At 44.5% G+C, this 15,921-nt stretch carries 17 protein-coding genes; 9 read left to right on the top strand and 8 right to left on the bottom strand.

Annotated elements, in window-relative coordinates; all coding sequences use genetic code 11:
* Positions 1-101 precede the first annotated feature (101 nt).
* The gene (locus ACSVDE_RS00545) at positions 102-2,234 is read right to left on the bottom strand and encodes a transglycosylase domain-containing protein (protein WP_439299013.1); all 2,133 of its coding nucleotides are present in this window, start codon (positions 2,232-2,234) and stop codon (positions 102-104) included.
* Positions 2,235-2,500: 266 nt separating this feature from the next.
* On the opposite strand from ACSVDE_RS00545, the gene ACSVDE_RS00540 reads away from it, so the two are divergent.
* The 3 genes from ACSVDE_RS00540 to ACSVDE_RS00530 all read left to right on the top strand — a co-directional run bounded on the left by ACSVDE_RS00540 (position 2,501) and on the right by ACSVDE_RS00530 (position 4,623).
* Positions 2,501-3,016 carry an antibiotic biosynthesis monooxygenase family protein gene (locus ACSVDE_RS00540; protein ID WP_439299012.1) on the top strand — a complete coding sequence of 172 codons (516 nt, stop codon included), beginning with the start codon at positions 2,501-2,503 and terminating at the stop codon, positions 3,014-3,016.
* A gap of 75 nt (positions 3,017-3,091) precedes the next feature.
* Entirely contained in the window at positions 3,092-3,994 is a 903-nt protein-coding gene (locus ACSVDE_RS00535; RefSeq protein ID WP_439299011.1) for a diacylglycerol/lipid kinase family protein, read from the top strand.
* Between the two features lie 23 nt (positions 3,995-4,017).
* Positions 4,018-4,623, top strand: coding sequence for a class I SAM-dependent methyltransferase (locus ACSVDE_RS00530; protein ID WP_439299010.1), 606 nt, complete (start codon positions 4,018-4,020; stop codon positions 4,621-4,623).
* Between the two features lie 38 nt (positions 4,624-4,661).
* Here ACSVDE_RS00530 and ACSVDE_RS00525 read toward each other — a convergent pair whose 3' ends face one another.
* Positions 4,662-4,997 (bottom strand): DUF3243 domain-containing protein, encoded by a 336-nt coding sequence (locus ACSVDE_RS00525; protein ID WP_439299009.1) that lies wholly within the window; start codon positions 4,995-4,997, stop codon positions 4,662-4,664.
* Entirely contained in the window at positions 4,990-5,517 is a 528-nt protein-coding gene (locus ACSVDE_RS00520) for a type 1 glutamine amidotransferase domain-containing protein (protein ID WP_439299008.1), read from the bottom strand. The genes ACSVDE_RS00525 and ACSVDE_RS00520 overlap by 8 nt, the downstream gene beginning before the upstream one ends.
* Before the next feature lie 208 nt (positions 5,518-5,725).
* Between ACSVDE_RS00520 and ACSVDE_RS00515 the strand changes: the two genes are divergently transcribed.
* Positions 5,726-6,160: a ferritin-like domain-containing protein gene (locus tag ACSVDE_RS00515; RefSeq protein ID WP_439299007.1), complete on the top strand. Its 435-nt coding sequence runs from the start codon at positions 5,726-5,728 to the stop codon at positions 6,158-6,160.
* A 166-nt stretch (positions 6,161-6,326) separates the two neighbouring features.
* A complete protein-coding gene (locus tag ACSVDE_RS00510; protein WP_439299006.1) occupies positions 6,327-7,526 on the top strand; it encodes a M20 family metallopeptidase in 1,200 nt (399 codons plus the stop codon).
* Between the two features lie 35 nt (positions 7,527-7,561).
* Here ACSVDE_RS00510 and ACSVDE_RS00505 read toward each other — a convergent pair whose 3' ends face one another.
* From ACSVDE_RS00505 to ACSVDE_RS00495, 3 genes are read right to left on the bottom strand one after another with little or no spacing between them, the layout of a single operon-like run.
* Complete coding sequence (locus tag ACSVDE_RS00505; RefSeq protein WP_439299005.1) at positions 7,562-8,293, bottom strand: EcsC family protein; 732 nt, start codon at positions 8,291-8,293, stop codon at positions 7,562-7,564.
* Between the two features lie 19 nt (positions 8,294-8,312).
* A complete protein-coding gene (locus ACSVDE_RS00500; protein ID WP_439299004.1) occupies positions 8,313-9,551 on the bottom strand; it encodes an ABC transporter permease in 1,239 nt (412 codons plus the stop codon).
* A gap of 3 nt (positions 9,552-9,554) precedes the next feature.
* A complete protein-coding gene (locus ACSVDE_RS00495; protein ID WP_439299003.1) occupies positions 9,555-10,292 on the bottom strand; it encodes an ABC transporter ATP-binding protein in 738 nt (245 codons plus the stop codon).
* 570 nt (positions 10,293-10,862) lie between these two features.
* Between ACSVDE_RS00495 and ACSVDE_RS00490 the strand changes: the two genes are divergently transcribed.
* Positions 10,863-11,285 carry an HIT family protein gene (locus ACSVDE_RS00490; RefSeq protein ID WP_439299002.1) on the top strand — a complete coding sequence of 141 codons (423 nt, stop codon included), beginning with the start codon at positions 10,863-10,865 and terminating at the stop codon, positions 11,283-11,285.
* Positions 11,286-11,342: 57 nt separating this feature from the next.
* Here ACSVDE_RS00490 and ACSVDE_RS00485 read toward each other — a convergent pair whose 3' ends face one another.
* Positions 11,343-12,275 carry a hypothetical protein gene (locus ACSVDE_RS00485; RefSeq protein WP_439299001.1) on the bottom strand — a complete coding sequence of 311 codons (933 nt, stop codon included), beginning with the start codon at positions 12,273-12,275 and terminating at the stop codon, positions 11,343-11,345.
* A gap of 116 nt (positions 12,276-12,391) precedes the next feature.
* Here ACSVDE_RS00485 and serC point away from each other — a divergent pair, with 116 nt between their 5' ends.
* Positions 12,392-13,483, top strand: a complete 1,092-nt coding sequence (gene serC / locus ACSVDE_RS00480) for a 3-phosphoserine/phosphohydroxythreonine transaminase (RefSeq protein WP_439299000.1) — start codon at positions 12,392-12,394, stop codon at positions 13,481-13,483.
* Between the two features lie 138 nt (positions 13,484-13,621).
* The gene (locus ACSVDE_RS00475) at positions 13,622-14,140 is read left to right on the top strand and encodes a tryptophan transporter (RefSeq protein WP_439298999.1); all 519 of its coding nucleotides are present in this window, start codon (positions 13,622-13,624) and stop codon (positions 14,138-14,140) included.
* A gap of 26 nt (positions 14,141-14,166) precedes the next feature.
* Here the strand turns inward: ACSVDE_RS00475 and ACSVDE_RS00470 are convergent, their stop codons facing one another.
* On the bottom strand, positions 14,167-14,589 hold the full coding sequence (locus tag ACSVDE_RS00470; RefSeq protein ID WP_439298998.1) for a YkvA family protein: 423 nt from the start codon (positions 14,587-14,589) through the stop codon (positions 14,167-14,169).
* 570 nt (positions 14,590-15,159) lie between these two features.
* On the opposite strand from ACSVDE_RS00470, the gene ACSVDE_RS00465 reads away from it, so the two are divergent.
* Positions 15,160-15,531, top strand: a complete 372-nt coding sequence (locus ACSVDE_RS00465; RefSeq protein WP_439298997.1) for a YtxH domain-containing protein — start codon at positions 15,160-15,162, stop codon at positions 15,529-15,531.
* Positions 15,532-15,921 lie beyond the last annotated feature (390 nt).

Here is a 15,921-nt window from a genome sequence, read left to right as displayed (position 1 = left end):
AATAGTGCCTCAAATTGCTATGCAATTAGGGCACATTTTAGTCAACATATTTATTGTTTGTGATAGATAACCGAACCGGTTAGAATCACTTCGGATCTTTTTTAGAACAAGGAGGAAGAGATAACATTCGATGGCTCTCCATCCTGTTCTGTCAGCGGATTGAAAGGGACGACATAGAAATCCGGGAATGTGAACAGCTTCGGTGAAACGACCGTGTAGCTCCCTTTCCCTACGACTGTATCGATCTTTTCAGCTCCATCATCAGTACGAATATAAATCTTGTACATGAGACGATCATCGTCAGAAGGTGTCCAGGAGAGACGAATGCCAGGTACTCCGAACCGATTGAACGCATATTGTGCGCTCAAATCATCGATTTCGATCAGTTCAATCGGAGGCTCAAGATCTTTGACCCCTTTTGGCTTGGTAAACGATAAATTCTCCTGCCCTGGTATTTGATTGATGATGTCTTTGAACATGAGCGTCGCATCTGAGCTGGTGCCTGCCATGTACTGCCCTTTCGTCGTTCGATCATAACCGATCCAGACAGCACCGACAGCTTTAGGTGTATAACCTGCGAACCATAAGTCTTTGTTTCCTTCTACATCATCCATCGTGGTGGTCCCCGTTTTACCGGCAAGTGCTGTGTTGACAGAACCTCTGCGGCCAGTCCCATCATTTACAACCGACTCGAGCATTCGTGTCATGAACCACGCATTTTGCTTAGAGAACACTTTCTTCTCCTCTACCTTCGCTTTACCGACCAACTTACCATCCCGGTCATACACTTCTTGTACGAAGTAAGGCGTCACCATTTCACCCTCGTTGGCAAAAGCGGAAAACGCACGTGTAATTTCCAATGGGGAGACGCCGTTATCCAATCCACCTAATGCGATTCCCAATTGCCTCTCTTCTACATCCATTCCAAGCTCTTGAACGTAAGACAATGACTTGGACAACCCGATTTCGTTCAACAGCCAAACAGCAGGTGCATTGAGAGAATCCTCGATCGCTTCATACATGGAAACGGTCCCTTTGTACTGACCATCATAGTTTTCAGGTGTGTATCCGTTATATTTCAACCGCTCATCCTTAAGAATCGAGTAAGGCTCCCATTTGCCGGCTTCCATAGCTGGCCCATAAACCGCAATCGGCTTGAAGGTCGATCCTGGCTGACGCTTCGCGTTCACCCGGTTGAAACCTTGACGCACATAATCACGGCCCCCTTGGACGGCCATGACACCACCTGTATCTGAATCCATCAATACGAACGCGCCTTGCGGAGACGTTTCAGGATTCGATCCTCTGAAATACTTATCGTTTTGTATCGCTTGAAAGGAGGCTTCTTGGGCTTCCGGACTCATCGGCACAACGATCTTGTATCCCCCTTGGAGAACCTCCATCGTCGACAGTGCATATTTTCCCTTCATCTCTTCTAACACCATGTCAATGTAAGTCAGGTAGGACGGATCTTTTTCCAATCGCTTGATATCCAGCGCAACAGTCTTCCCTTGTGCACGGACCGCTTCTTCCGGAGAGATGTAATCGAGCCGCTCCATCAATGAAAGAACTGTATTTCGTCGTTTCTTGCTCTCTTCAATGTTCTGAATCGGTGAATAACGTCCCGGTGCTTTCGGCAACCCGGCGAGTAACGCACCTTCTTCAACGGTCAGCTCACTTACATCCTTATTAAAATAGAGCTTAGACGCAGCCTGAATGCCATATGCACCGTGGCCGAAATAGATTTGGTTCAGGTACATTTCGATGATTTCTTTTTTCGTATACTTCCGCTCCAGATTGATGGCGATGGTCGCTTCCTTCGTCTTTCTCAACAAGGTTTTTTCATTCGTCAAGAAGATGTTCTTAGCAAGCTGCTGGGTGATGGTGCTCCCACCTTCCACTTTACTTCCTGAGCGAATATCCTTGTACAAAGCACGGATGATCGCTTGAAGATCGATCCCAGGGTGACTGTAGAATCGGCGGTCTTCAACGGCTACGAAGGCTTGTTGGACATGTTTTGGAATTTCCTCAATGTCGACCAGTTCCCGATTTTGAGCATAGAGCTTCGTTATTGTATTCCCATCTTCGTCTACGAGCGTTGAGGCCGAGCTCATGACGAGATCTTTTTCATCAATGACATAATTTCCTGCGAACACAATCGCTATGAATACGAGCAATGAACAGAGAATGACCCCTACTGCCCAAAGCGATATGCGCGTTGCTTTTTTCCACACAACGCATCAACTCCTTCTAGAAGTACAAATGCTTTTTCCACTTTACCCAATATTTACGTCCATTACCACCTTTTCGTTTCGTTTAGTATGACACTTTGAAGGGTAAATCATGAATAAATCTCTTTTTGTCCATATTAGTGAAAAGGTAAAGTAAAAAGTCTGGTGATTTGTAATAGGATTCATAAGCGAAAATTCACGACACTCCTGCGGGAACTGTGAACCTACAAGGAGTAATCCCAGCTAAAATGAAGAAAGGACGATGTCAAATGAACTATCATATCGCCTATGGAACGGAAGATTTTTTAGAATCACTATTGGAAAAATACCAAAATGAAGAGGGCAACTTCTATTTGCTTGACGGGCCGGAAGAATCCATCTTGATACATAGAACAACAGGTGAAAGTCTATTTGAATCCGGTCATTCCTATGAAGCAATTGAAGAGTCTGGAGGGTTTGACGGAGCGAACTTCGTCGTCTTCAACAACATCCCCGTCTCATCCGAAGGTCGTCCAGTCTTCGAGGATCGATTCAAGCAACGCGCAGGGCTCGTGGAGAATGAACCAGGTTGCGCAGGAATCATCATCTTGAGACCGAAAGACACCGACACGTACATCGTTTCGAGCATGTGGCACGAGGAAAAAGACTTTGAAGCGTGGAAAGAATCCTCATCGTATGAAAAAGCCCACAAAGGCAGAGGGACAAGCGAAGGTCTGCCTCAAACCATTTTTACCGGAAAGCCATATATCAAGTCCTTCCATGTCCAACAAAAAGTTGAAAAATAAACGGAAGAAACTTGGCATGATACGGCCAGGTTTTTTCGTGTGCTTCCAGAGGCCAGTATGAAAGGAGAATCTACCTTGAACATCAATCGCGTTGATCTTATTATCAATCCAAATGCGGGAAATGGGCGACTTCATCAACAATTGGATAACATCGTGGCAGAGCTTGAGGAGCATTTTCCTGAGGTGAACGTAAACGAGACACATGAACCCGGTGACGCATCGGAATATGTGAATGAACTGGGAGGAAAATCAGATTTCATCATCGGCGCTGGAGGCGATGGGACGATTTATGAACTCATCAATGCACTTGCCCCCCTTTCTGATCGACCTGCATTCGGCATCATCCCTGGGGGCACATGCAACGATTTCTCAAGAGCGTTGGGCATCTCTCAAAATCCGTTAGAAGCAACGAAACAAATTTGTGAAAAGAACTTTAGAGCGATTGATGTCGGTAAATGCAGCAATCAATACTTCCTGAACTTTTGGGGCATCGGGTTGATTACCGAAGCTTCAACAAATATCAATCCGAAAATGAAGGAGAGTTTCGGCCGGTTATCGTACTATTTAAGCGCAATCCAATCGATCAGTGAAGATCGTTCATTCACATTGAAATTGGAGTCCGATGAATGCGCTTACGAAGGGGATGCCGCGATGGTCCTCATAGGTAATGGTCCATTCACCGGTGGCGTCCGAGCGTTTTTCCCTCAATCCAATATTGAGGATGGCAAGCTTGAAGTGCTCATTATCGAGTCCAACCGGTTTCAAACGTTCTGGGATATGCTCAGGTCCAAGGTGATGAATGATGTTCCGAACAGTGAAGACATCTTATATTTCCAATCGAAAGAGATCAAGATTGAAGCAAGTCCGAAACAAACGATTGATTGCGATGGCGAGCGCGATTACGAGACACCTTCGACAATCACCGTCCTCCCTGGCCATATCCAAATGGCGGTCGGGAACTATCCAAACAATCCGTAAAGAGTAGATTGAAGGGGGTTCGAATGAATCAACAGACCCAAGTTCGTAAATTCGATAAACAGGCGAAAAAATATGAACGTCTTCAAACGAAGGATCCGACTTCACGATACCGAAAGAGGATCATTCCAGAGGCTTCAGGAAAGGTTTTGGAAGTCGCTGTCGGAACAGGGTTGAACTTCCCTTACTACAATGAGGTAGAGGAAGTCATCGGCATTGACTTCAGTTCTAAAATGTTGGACTCTGCCCGAAAGGTGACACACCTACACTCTTTTCCAATCCAACTCCAGCAAGCAGATGTGGAAGAAGTGAATTTTGAAGAGAACCAGTTCGATACGATTGTTTCCACTTTGTCATTTTGTTCCTATGAAAATCCTGTTACGCTTTTGAACCGTTTCAACCGTTGGTGCAAACCGGGTGGTCAAATACTGATGATGGAGCATGGCAAGTGCACCAACCGGGTACTGGCCTGGGGACAGAAACAACTGGATCCACTCGCCTACAAAATGATCGGCTGTCATCAGGACCGTGAAATCTCCCGGTTCGTAGTAGAATCGGACCTAGAAGTCCATAAATTTGAACGGGCGTTGGCAGGCTTCCTCTACTTCATATGGGCAAAACCGAACAAATAAAAAAGACAGCCATCAATCGGCTGTCTTTCTTCATGTGATTAGTCCACCATGCGGACGAGCATGTGGGCTAACATATGTTGTTGTTCATCGTTCCCCGCACTCCATAGTTCCTTAAGAAGCTTTTCCTCTCGGTTTCGCGGTTCTTCATTCTCCGCCAGATAATCGGCCACTTTTTCAGCCGCTTTCGCCAATTGTTCTTCCGACATGCCCATCTTTTCACCTAAACGAACACGCTTTCCGAGATACTCTTTGAACACATCAAAGTTTTGTAAAATCTGATCACGTTCTTCTTCTGGAATTCGGTCTACAGTGGATTTCACTTCTTCTTCATGTAGTCTGTCGTTCTTATCTACCATGTGATTCCGTTCAGACATTTGAGGTCACTCCCTGTTTCAATAATTTTTTGGATTCTTCGATAAATACTGGGATATCATCCGGCTGTCGGCTTGTGACAAGGTTGCCGCCACATACGACGACAGGCTCATCAAATACGTTCGCACCCGCTAGCTTCAGATCCATTTGAATAGATTTGAATCCAGTGATATTTCGACCTTTCAGTACATCTGCTGTGATGAGGATCTGCGGTCCGTGACAGATGGCGAACACCGGCTTCTCTCGATAAACAATCTTTTTCGCAAATTCAACGATTCGGTCATCCGCTCTTAAAATGTCAGGAGAAAATCCTCCAGGTATGAAGAGTGCATCAAAATCGTCGGGGTCTACTTGATTGATCGTCTGATCGACTTGAACCGAAGCATCCCCTTGTTTACCTGTGATTTCTTTTTTATCTGTGCTGATGATGGTGAGTTCATGTCCATCTTCTTTAAATGCTTTTGCTGAATCCGTGTACTCTACATCCTCAAACATATCGGTCATTAATACTGCAATTTTCATTACTTAGCATTCACAACCTTTCTATAAATTCTTTGACTAGACTGCTTTTTCTATTCCCGATATGGCTTTGTTTAAACCTAGGCATGATGAAACCTTCGTGTCAGAAGTCTCGTGAAATTCATGAACAGGAAGTTTAATTATGGATGCCAGAGGGTACATTAAACACGTGAATGAAGTATGAAATTTCATTGGAAAGGATGATTGACTAATGGATAAAGATCTCCAAGAACTAATTGATGGACTAAATGAAGACCTTGCTAACGAATATGCTGCAGTCATCATGTACACATACAATGCTGCAGTCGTTTCGGGGATGTATCGCTCGGTCTTGAAGCCTTTCTTTGAAGGTGAAATTACAGATGAATCAGGTCACGCGATGTACTTATCTGAAAAAATCAGTACACTCGGAGGTACGCCTACGACGACACCTGCAGAAGTCAAACAATTGACGGATGTCCGCGCAATGCTAGAAGAGGCGAAGAAAGCAGAAGAAGATACAATTGAGCGCTACGAAACGCGTAAGAAACAAGCAGCTGCTCTGAATATGACTGAACTTGTTGTCAAACTGGAAGACTTCATCGCAGATGAAACACACCATATGGAAGAAATGAGCCGATTATTGAAGGACCCACGCCTTTCATAAACTCCATAAAAGACTGAAGGACATTGCCCCGTGCAATGTCTTTTTTCATGTTGTAAGAGAACTGTAGTTACTTGAAACATTTCATTCATGCATAACGGAGGTGAACATGCTATACTGTCAAAAAGACTGACTTTTCAAACTTTTAATCCACGTGAGGAGGAGCAATATGAAAGACTTTTATGAGCTCATAGACCAGCATTATGATGAAATGGTTGAAATCCGTCGTTATCTCCACCAATATCCTGAATTGTCGTTTGAAGAAGTGAAAACATCCGTATACATAGCAGAATATTACGAGAAGTTGGGAATTCCTTATCGTGCCAATGTCGGCGGTAACGGTGTCGTTGCCACAATCAAAGGAAAAAAACCCGGTAAAACGATTGCGCTCAGAGCCGACTTTGATGCTTTGCCAATCCATGAACAAGCGGATGTCCCCTTCCGATCCAAAAATGACGGAGTGATGCATGCATGTGGTCATGATGGTCATACCGCTACTCTACTCGTCCTCGGAAAAGTTCTGAATCAGCTGAAAGATGAGCTGGAAGGAAACGTGGTTCTCATCCATCAGCATGCTGAAGAACTCGTGCCTGGCGGAGCGATTTCCATGATCGAAGATGGTTGCCTGGACGGAGTCGATTATATTTATGGCGTCCATTTATGGGCAACTGATGATGTCGGGCATGTCTACTATAGAGAAGGTCCCTTCATGGCAGCGGCTGACCAATTCAATATCAAGATCGTTGGACGAGGTGGACACGGTGCGCAACCTCACTTGACGAAGGACTCTATCATGACGGCTTCCCAGCTCGTGGTCGCCTTGCAACAGATTGTGAGCCGTAACGTCGATCCATTGGAATCTGCAGTCGTCTCAGTCGGATCATTTGTAGCGAACAATGCTTTCAATGTCATCGCTGACACAGCTGAGCTGAAGGGAACCGTTCGTACGTTCAAGGAGGCTGTACGCGGAAAAGTCGAGTCTCGAATAGAGGAAGTCATCAAAGGGATTTGTGACGCTTGTGGAACAGATTATGAATTTACGTATACAAGAGGCTATCCGCCACTCGTCAATCACAAAGAAGAAACAGAGCATTTGAAGAATGTCGCTTCACAGCTGCCGGGCGTCCTATCCGTCAGTGAAAAAGCTGCACAGATGGGCGGAGAGGATTTCGGCTACTATCTCCAGCACGTACCTGGAAGCTTCGCATTCGTAGGAGCCAAAGATCCGAATGCCGATGACGTGGCACCTCACCATCATCCTAAGTTCATGATTGATGAACGTTCACTTCCGATTGCTGCTAAATTGCTCGGAGAGGCAACGTTGTCTCACTTGAACTACAAGGCAGAAAAGAAAGTCGAAACCAAATAAAAGAAAAAAAGAGGTTGATCCGCTCAAAAGGCAGATCAGCCTCTTCTTTCTTGTAACGTTCTTAATCGATAACAGTTCATGGCGGTTTCACCCAGTTGATCGAGGAAATTGTAATTCGCATACGCTCCGACGATCGCCCCGAATCCGGGGATCATTTGAAGCATTTTCGCCAAATCGATATGGTCCCGATACGTGATTTGGAACTTCTTCCAATCATAGTCCTCCTGGATCGAGGATTTCGAATGCCATTTCTGTTTCGTCTCCTCCCAGTTTTTGATCGCATCGTAAGTCTCTCTGCGAACGTCATCACTGGAAAAAGCGAGCAAGAACACGTGAAGTAGGAAGACCCTTTCCTGGACATCTTTCGTATCGTATCCATAGATCCTCGCTGCTTCGAAAAGGAACCTCATCTTGATGCCGAGCAACAATGGGAAATCGGCCAGCCCCCAAAGGATACCACCCGCACCCGTTCCTGCCCCTTCTGCCATGGCTGTCTTTTTATATGCTGCTTTCCTTTCAATTAATAACGCATCACGTTCTTCTAATGACACACCAAGTACCGGAGGTTTTTTCGTCGTAAACTCCGTTCCGGTCAAAGTCGCTTTCACCATATTCCGGATACTGTTGGTCACAACGTTATGCACCTTCTCTGGGATCCGATCATTAATCTGTTGCTGGATCCGTTTTGCGGCTCTTTTATAAAGGGGAGAGCGCTTCAGGATTCGCCTCTCCCATTCTTGGAGCTCATTTTGTATTCGACTTTCCAAGTGAGTCCAACTCCTTTGTTTATGACGAACGACCTGCAATGATAAATCGTTTACTCAACTGCTTGAACAATACAATCCTTACGAACGCCAAGACAAGGAACAGTCCAGTTATAAGTACGATGCCTGTATGGAAAAAGGACATATGCTTCAAATAGCTCGCTATCGTAAATAAAGCGACCTGAATCAGCATGATCTTCATCAACAGATTCTGGAATGTCTCAAACCGGATTTCCCTTGAGACAGGATACAGGTCTACCCAGACTTTCAGATCGTAATGTGGCCACATCGTCGTAAGTTGGATCGCTGTCATGTACAGGATCAGCACATTCGCCGTCCATAACAACATACCGGATGGCAAAATAATCATCAATACGATTCCGATGACCGTCAATCGCAAGAAAATGCCAAAGTAATCGTTTGAACGGATGAACGCTCTGGAATACATATAGCTATATATATTACGCGATGGACCGGACAACAAATTGAGGATCGGAGTCGCCCATGCCCTGTTCTTCACTTTCCGATTCAGTTGAGGAACCTCGACGAACATATTCGCAATCCGATAGAAAAGCATCAATGCGTCATTTTCGAGTCCGATCAACCGCTCCCACTTTAACGTATGGTTGTTGGCCAACGGACGATAAACCACTATATAGAGAATGGCCAATCCGACGACCAGGACCCCTGTAACGATCCAGAAACCTTGAAGGATGGAATAAAGCGTCAAGAGGACGGCCGCAAGGCGGATGATCGGTAACGTCTTCCGCTTCGTTCCATCAGGCACTCGTAATTCTTCCCATCTGGCGAAAAGATTCCAGCCTGTCAGGAGTAAAATCAACAGGATACTCGCGAAGTAAGAAGCCCGTTCCGAGGTTACCTGGGAGAAATACAACGGTCCAAGGACAAGTAGGACGAGCAGTACATTAAAGGCTTGCATCGTATAGCTGTATAATAAGGATCGCTGTATATAAGGTCGGAACCTCTGTTCCAAAGGCAGGAGGAAGTTCGCATCCGGGTACTTCAGAAAGGTACGGATCTTTCCTCTTCCAACCATGAAGAATAGAATGATCGTCATCAATTCCACCGCAGGAAAGTTCTCTGGCAGGACCTTCAACAGCTGTCCATAATAAAAACTACCGACCAGAATCGCCACATAGATTGAAAATAAGAATCCGCTGTTTCCGATGTAACGTAAATATTTGATGGCCATGCTCCAAAATTCGTTCGCACGTTCTTTCCATAGTGTCTTTACACCCATAGGTTAAGCTCCTTTAGTGATTTGGACATAGATCTCATCCAATGTCGCATTCGGCATGTTCATTTTCTGTTGGATTTCGGTGAGGGTTCCACTTTCCATCACCTGTCCTTCATGTAAAATGACGAAGCGATCACAGTAGCGTTCTGCAGTGGAAAGGATGTGCGTAGATAAAAGGACCCCGGTACCCCGCTCCTTCACCTGGATGATCAGATCGAGGAACGATTGGATTCCGAGTGGATCCAGCCCGACGAAAGGTTCATCGACGACGAATAAAGAAGGTCGGACCAAAAACGCACACATGATCATGACTTTCTGTTTCATCCCTTTGGAAAATTGACTCGGATACCATTTCAGCTTATTTTCCATCCGGAACTCTTTCAGCAATGGATCGACCCGTTTTTTCAAATCCTCTGCGTTGATATCATAGGCCATGGCGGTCAGTTCAAGATGTTCCCAAAGCGTCAATTCATCGTACAGTACCGGTGTTTCTGGGATGTAGGCGATTTGTGAACGATAATGATCGGGACCTTTGGCGATTTGTTTTCCGTTCACTCGAATCGCACCCGAAATCGGCTCCATCAATCCTAGAATATGCTTGATGGATGTACTTTTGCCGGCTCCATTCAGGCCGATGAGTCCTATGATTTCTTTTTGATTCACTTGGAAATTCACGTTATGTAAAACAGGCTGCTGTTGGCTATAGCCTCCTGTCAGATCTTCTACCTCAAGTACACGTTCCATACTGAACCCCTTTCCGGCTTTCATCTGTTTTTTCTATCATACCAAATTCATCGTCGGTACGCTCAAACTCTAGCAATCGGGTATGTAACGAAGATTTTTTGGAAAGGATGATAGGTGAAGAAGGTATCCCCTCTTCTTCAAAAGAAAAGAGAAAGAGATTGCTGTTGTGTAATCCAACTTCTTGGAGAGAAGCTGATGGCGAGATGCTATCGTGACTCTTCTGACAATGACCACTTTCCCAAGCCATTGTTCATGATCTCTTGTTTCTCTTTTCTTCTCTGACCTCTCCGGAGAGCTCTATCATTGGATAGGGCTCTTCAATTTTTTCTAAAGAGAATGAGAGATACTATACATGAAAAGGGACTCCTGAGGTCGCAACACGACGAATGGGCTCACCGCACGCCCCGCGGAAAGCGAGCATCCTGGAGCGGAAATCAACGACTTACAAGAGCAACAAAGTTTGCGAATAAAGCCTTATATTTTATCCATCCCCCTTGTATTGGGACGACTTCTTCCCTCTATGATACAATGACAACAACAAACCATCATTCTCAGAAAGGTGTGAGCTTCATGCAAGATTGTATCTTTTGTAAGATTGTAAATGGTGACATCCCTGCAGCAAAAGTATATGAAGATGAGCACGTTTTTGCATTTCTAGACATCAGTCAAGTGACGAAAGGGCACACGCTCGTCATCCCGAAAGAGCATCACAAAAACCTATACGAATTGCCAGCAGAGGCAGCTGAAAAAGTGTTTTCCGTCGTACCGAAAATTGCAAATTCCATCAAGGATGCATACGATCCAATCGGGCTGAACCTCCTGAACAATAATGAGGAACCGGCTGGACAGTCCGTCTTCCATTATCATGTACATATCATCCCCCGCTACGGACATGGAGATGGATTCGGCGCCGTTTGGAAAACGAATGAAAGCGAATATTCCTCTGAGCAATTGCAAGAAATCGCGAACAAAATTTCAGAACCGCTCCTGTAATACGAGTAAAAGGCGACTTATTGAAAAGTCGCCTTTTTTTCATTTCCTTATTCGCTCTTATTTATAGATGGCCAATAGCTTCCGAACGTCTTCCGCATCCTTTTTCAAAAGTGACCGCTTCATTTCACCGACTTTATGGATGTAATCCGGTTCACTCCAGTCGGGATGATCGAACCTGGCATCGAATTGTTGGAGCCATTGTTGCATTTCTTTATAAAAAGTCGTATTCCATCTGAGTTGATGGATGAACTCCTCTCGCGTTCCATGGAACTGAAAACGATCTTTCACCAAATCGAGCATATCCGCTTGCCACTTCGCGGGAATTTTAGATTCGCCTCTGATGTCCTTGAACCGGAACCACTGGTCATCTATCTGCAAGGCATGTGGATAATAGTACGCATATACCGAATCAAATCGCTCCCCATTCGCCGTGATCAGCTTTTGCCCCCGATGTTCACGAAGAACATAGCCTCCTTCTGTACGGTTCATATGTTCCAATTGTTCTGGATCGACGAAAGTCAGCCAGATTTCCGTCACAGCATCTTTTACAGGTGCAACGATTGCAGGCAGTGAACCATATGGCGCTAGGAATGATCCATACACAATGTCAGAATCGACCATGGACGCTCTCAGATTCAGGACGAAATCGTTCAAGTTCTTATTCAAATTGAACTTATACCTGAGCTGGGCGAGACATATGTTGGAACCATATGCCACTAAAGGAACTCTCTCTTCTAAAGGCAATAATTCATTTTCATGAAGAAAATCTCCGATGGATAACGTATAGTCGGAGGGGTCCTGAAAAGAGCCCGCCAGTGAGGAAGAATCAGAAACTTCAACCTTCAGATCTTCAATGGACACGCCTTTCTTCTCAATGATCCGATGTGCTTTCCCTTCGAAATAAATGAACGAAGAGGCCGGTCTTGGTCCTGGATAAATATCCGGGTGATCATAAGGGCTGACATCGATCGGTTTATTTTCTTTATACATGTTTTCATCCCCTTACATCTCTGGTGCAATTCAAGTATAATGAATTTTCAGACTCATTACTATAACGAAAAAACGCGATGATCAATCCTCGAAAATGGAGCAAGGAGTGTCGTTTAATGGAGAAAATGGTTTTCAACCCTGGTCCAACCGCCCTGCCCGATGAAGTCCTTTCAAAAGCCAAAGCAGGCTTAGGAAAAGAAACGTATGAAGGCTTGTCCCTTCTTGAATTAAGTCATCGTAGTACAGAATATCAAGCGATCCATGACAATGCAAAGCAAGCTCTCCGTCGTTTCTTGAACATTCCGGCTACACATGAGGTCCTTCTTTTACAAGGAGGTGCCAGCCTGCAGTTTACGATGGCTCCGATGAATTTGTTGCGGACTTTTACATGTGGGTATCATATCGTAACTGGCTCCTGGAGTAAAAAAGCGTACTCTGAATCCAAAAAGATCGGTACGACACACATGCTGACAAGCAGTGAAGACGCCAAATTCTCCTACATCCCCAAGGCAACCGATTGGCACTCCACTCAATTGGATCCTGATGGTTATGTACATATCACAAGCAACAATACGATCTACGGCACCCAGTGGCAAAATTTCGAACAACTACCTTCTCTTCCACTCGTGGTGGATATGTCCAGCGACATCGGTACAAGACCGATTCCATGGGAAAAAGTTGCGCTAGCCTATGCAGGTGCTCAGAAAAACCTTGGTGCATCTGGTGTTACAGCTGTATTCATCCGGAAGGATCTGCTATCTCGTGATTCTTCAGATTTGCCCGCCATGCTTGATTACAAAACGCATGCGGAAAAAGGCTCCCTTTTCAATACCCCGCCGACGTTCAATATCTATGTATTGGGTTTGATGGTCGACTGGATGATCGAACAAGGTGGAATGGACGAATTCCAGAAAAGGAGCGAGCAAAAATCTCAGTTGCTTTACGAGCTCATCGATGACAGTGATGGTTTCTATACCGGTCATGCAAAATCATCCAGCCGTTCTCAAATGAATGTCACCTTCCAGCTGCCGGACGAACAACTGAACAAACGTTTCTTAGAAAGTGCGAAGCAATCAGGCTTTGTCGGCTTATCCGGGCACCGGTCCATCGGCGGATGCCGCGCATCTTTATATAACGGAATCACATTAGAGGCTTGCGAGAAACTGGTTGAATTCTTGGCGTCTTTTCGTCGCACACATACGAAATGATGGAAGAAAGTGTATAGGACAAATTCCTTCCCATCTACTGGCATCCTTGATAAAATAGTCACATCCGTTTAACTCGCAATAGGCACGAGCGCACTATTGGGGTAGACGAGACGAGTTGAGAAGAGGAGAGGATTCACAATGAAATCCATTCAATTAGCTTTAATTGGAGTATTACTTGCAGTAGGTCTTGTATTGCACGCTATCATTCCAGGGATTTTAGGAGCGATGAAGATCGATATGCTCCTGACGATGATGTTCCTGGCGATCATCCTATTCCCGAATAAAAAAAGCGTCGCAGTCACAGCCTTGGCGACAGGCGTCATTTCTGCGTTGACGACGACTTTCCCAGGTGGTCAGCTTGCTAATCTGATCGACAAACCAATTACCGCTTTCGTCGTATTCGGTTTATATCTTACATTAAAAAAATACCACGGGAATGTGGTATTAGTGTCATTCCTGACCGCTGTCGGCACAGTCATCAGCGGTGCGATCTTCTTAGGAGCCGCAGCAATCATCACCGGGTTACCGGCACCTTTTGCCGCACTGTTCCTAACAGTCGTCATCCCGACTACCATCGTCAACACGATCGTCATGACCGTACTGTATCCGATTTTACAAATGGTAACAAAAAGATCCAACTTCGCATATAACGCATAAATAGAAAAGCGCAAAAAAACCGATGCCTATCCAATGGTATCGGTTTTCTTCTTTTCATCTTCTTCCCATGATAAAAATTGCTGCAGTTCATTGTTGACTGTTTTCCAGATGTATCCGATTACGGCGATGTCATCCACTAAGCCTAAACCAGCGATAAAATCCGGTATAGCATCCACTGGACTCAAGAAATACAATAATCCGGCTGTGACCATAACGATGGATTTTTTAGAGATATCTCTATAGTTTCCGAGACGATATTGATCCACAAGGCGAATCAACGCTTGTATCTTGTCCAAAAATCCTCTTAAGGCCTCCTGGATGTCATCTTTTTGGAGCTTTGCACGTACATTCTGGACCATGTTCCCGCTTTCCGACTCATCGGCAATCAGGACACGTGCCCTTTTCAACATTTTCCTGAAGTACATGAATACCTTGATCTTCTTCAACATCTCAACCGCCTCCTTCTTATCTTATTTTCCACATCTTTCTTCATCTTAATCCGATAAGGGAAGTTTGCCAAGATGCTAATTGAAAGTATTCTGGTATCATTCGAGAGGTTTGGATACACTACATTGGGACGAATCCGTTGTCATCAAAATTTGATCACGAAAAAAAGAACGACAAGCAAGAGACAGACACTTCCGATCACACCGAAGAGCTTTCCGATACTTTGTTTCTTATAGACACTCACATTTCGGAATGAGTACCTTTTCGTATCGAGAAACATCCTTGTCATTAGAAATAAAAGAAGTAAGCCGAGTATGGCCAGTACGATTATTCCGTAGATCATCTCACATCACCCCATATCATCCTATGATAGAGACAACCGGTTTATTCCCCGAGTATTGTTTTATCATGTCGATTTCATGGGAATGTTTTGTAGAAATGGTCGAACGATTTATAGAGGTTTATCGAAAGGTCTCGCGAATTATGTATTAAGAGACTTGTCTTGTTTGCCCTGAACATGTCACATGATCTGGTCAGATGAGAAAAGATCACGAAAGGAGAAGGTATCTAGGATGAAGAAAACTCAAAAATCAGTATTAATCGGCTTTGCGGTAGGAAGTATCGTCACGGCGGCAGCAACTCTATTATCGACACCGAAGTCAGGTCGGGAGCTCCGTAAAGACATTAAGGATTCGACTAATAAATTGAAGCTCACGATCATGGATGTGAAGAAGGAAGGCATCAGCCTGAAGGAACAGATCGTACAAGTTTCTAAAGAAGGTGTCGATGCGTTCAAGGAAGTCGCTACCGATTTGAAGGAAGATATCAAATCGTGGAGAAAAGACATCGAGCCGAACGTTGAAAACATCAAGGAAGACATGGATACGATCCAAGAATCGGTTTCTGAACTTCAAGAAGAATCAAAGAAACCAGTTAAGAAATAATCCATAAGCTACAAAGCTGTCCCACAGGGGCAGCTTTTTTATGTTGGTGGTGTTAAAATCTTCATAATCATTACTATCACTACGAGTGTATGCCTCTCTTAGGGAAGAATAGCTCCTATTCATTACCATCACTAAGGTTTTTGCCTCCCATAGGGATGAATAGCCCTTATTCATTACCATCACCTTGGGTTTGACCCTCTCATAGGGATGATTAGCCCTTATTCATTACCATCACCGCGGGTTTGACCCTCTCATAGGGAGGATTAGTACTAAAATGCATTTTGTGGCAAAATGAGAAACAATCTAAACCTTTTTTACAAGTTGCCGATAATAGATGAGTAATACAAACTATTGTACAATAATAGAAATTCCATTAATTTTAAATTTTTC

Origin of the sequence: Pseudalkalibacillus sp. Hm43, assembly GCF_051842935.1 — a bacterium.
Lineage (GTDB): Bacteria > Bacillota > Bacilli > Bacillales > Fictibacillaceae > Pseudalkalibacillus.
Note: the sequence above shows the minus strand (reverse complement) of the source record. Positions and strands in the feature narration are given on the sequence as shown.

Coding starts and splice junctions, on each gene's coding strand:
- ACSVDE_RS00540 (WP_439299012.1), top strand. CDS start 2,501: ATGAACTATCATATCGCCTATGGAACGGAAGATTTTTTAGAATCACTA.
- ACSVDE_RS00530 (WP_439299010.1), top strand. CDS start 4,018: ATGAATCAACAGACCCAAGTTCGTAAATTCGATAAACAGGCGAAAAAA.
- ACSVDE_RS00525 (WP_439299009.1), bottom strand. CDS start 4,997: ATGTCTGAACGGAATCACATGGTAGATAAGAACGACAGACTACATGAA.
- ACSVDE_RS00520 (WP_439299008.1), bottom strand. CDS start 5,517: ATGAAAATTGCAGTATTAATGACCGATATGTTTGAGGATGTAGAGTAC.
- ACSVDE_RS00515 (WP_439299007.1), top strand. CDS start 5,726: ATGGATAAAGATCTCCAAGAACTAATTGATGGACTAAATGAAGACCTT.
- ACSVDE_RS00510 (WP_439299006.1), top strand. CDS start 6,327: ATGAAAGACTTTTATGAGCTCATAGACCAGCATTATGATGAAATGGTT.
- ACSVDE_RS00500 (WP_439299004.1), bottom strand. CDS start 9,551: ATGGGTGTAAAGACACTATGGAAAGAACGTGCGAACGAATTTTGGAGC.
- ACSVDE_RS00495 (WP_439299003.1), bottom strand. CDS start 10,292: ATGGAACGTGTACTTGAGGTAGAAGATCTGACAGGAGGCTATAGCCAA.
- ACSVDE_RS00490 (WP_439299002.1), top strand. CDS start 10,863: ATGCAAGATTGTATCTTTTGTAAGATTGTAAATGGTGACATCCCTGCA.
- ACSVDE_RS00485 (WP_439299001.1), bottom strand. CDS start 12,275: ATGTATAAAGAAAATAAACCGATCGATGTCAGCCCTTATGATCACCCG.
- serC (WP_439299000.1), top strand. CDS start 12,392: ATGGAGAAAATGGTTTTCAACCCTGGTCCAACCGCCCTGCCCGATGAA.
- ACSVDE_RS00475 (WP_439298999.1), top strand. CDS start 13,622: ATGAAATCCATTCAATTAGCTTTAATTGGAGTATTACTTGCAGTAGGT.
- ACSVDE_RS00470 (WP_439298998.1), bottom strand. CDS start 14,589: ATGTTGAAGAAGATCAAGGTATTCATGTACTTCAGGAAAATGTTGAAA.
- ACSVDE_RS00465 (WP_439298997.1), top strand. CDS start 15,160: ATGAAGAAAACTCAAAAATCAGTATTAATCGGCTTTGCGGTAGGAAGT.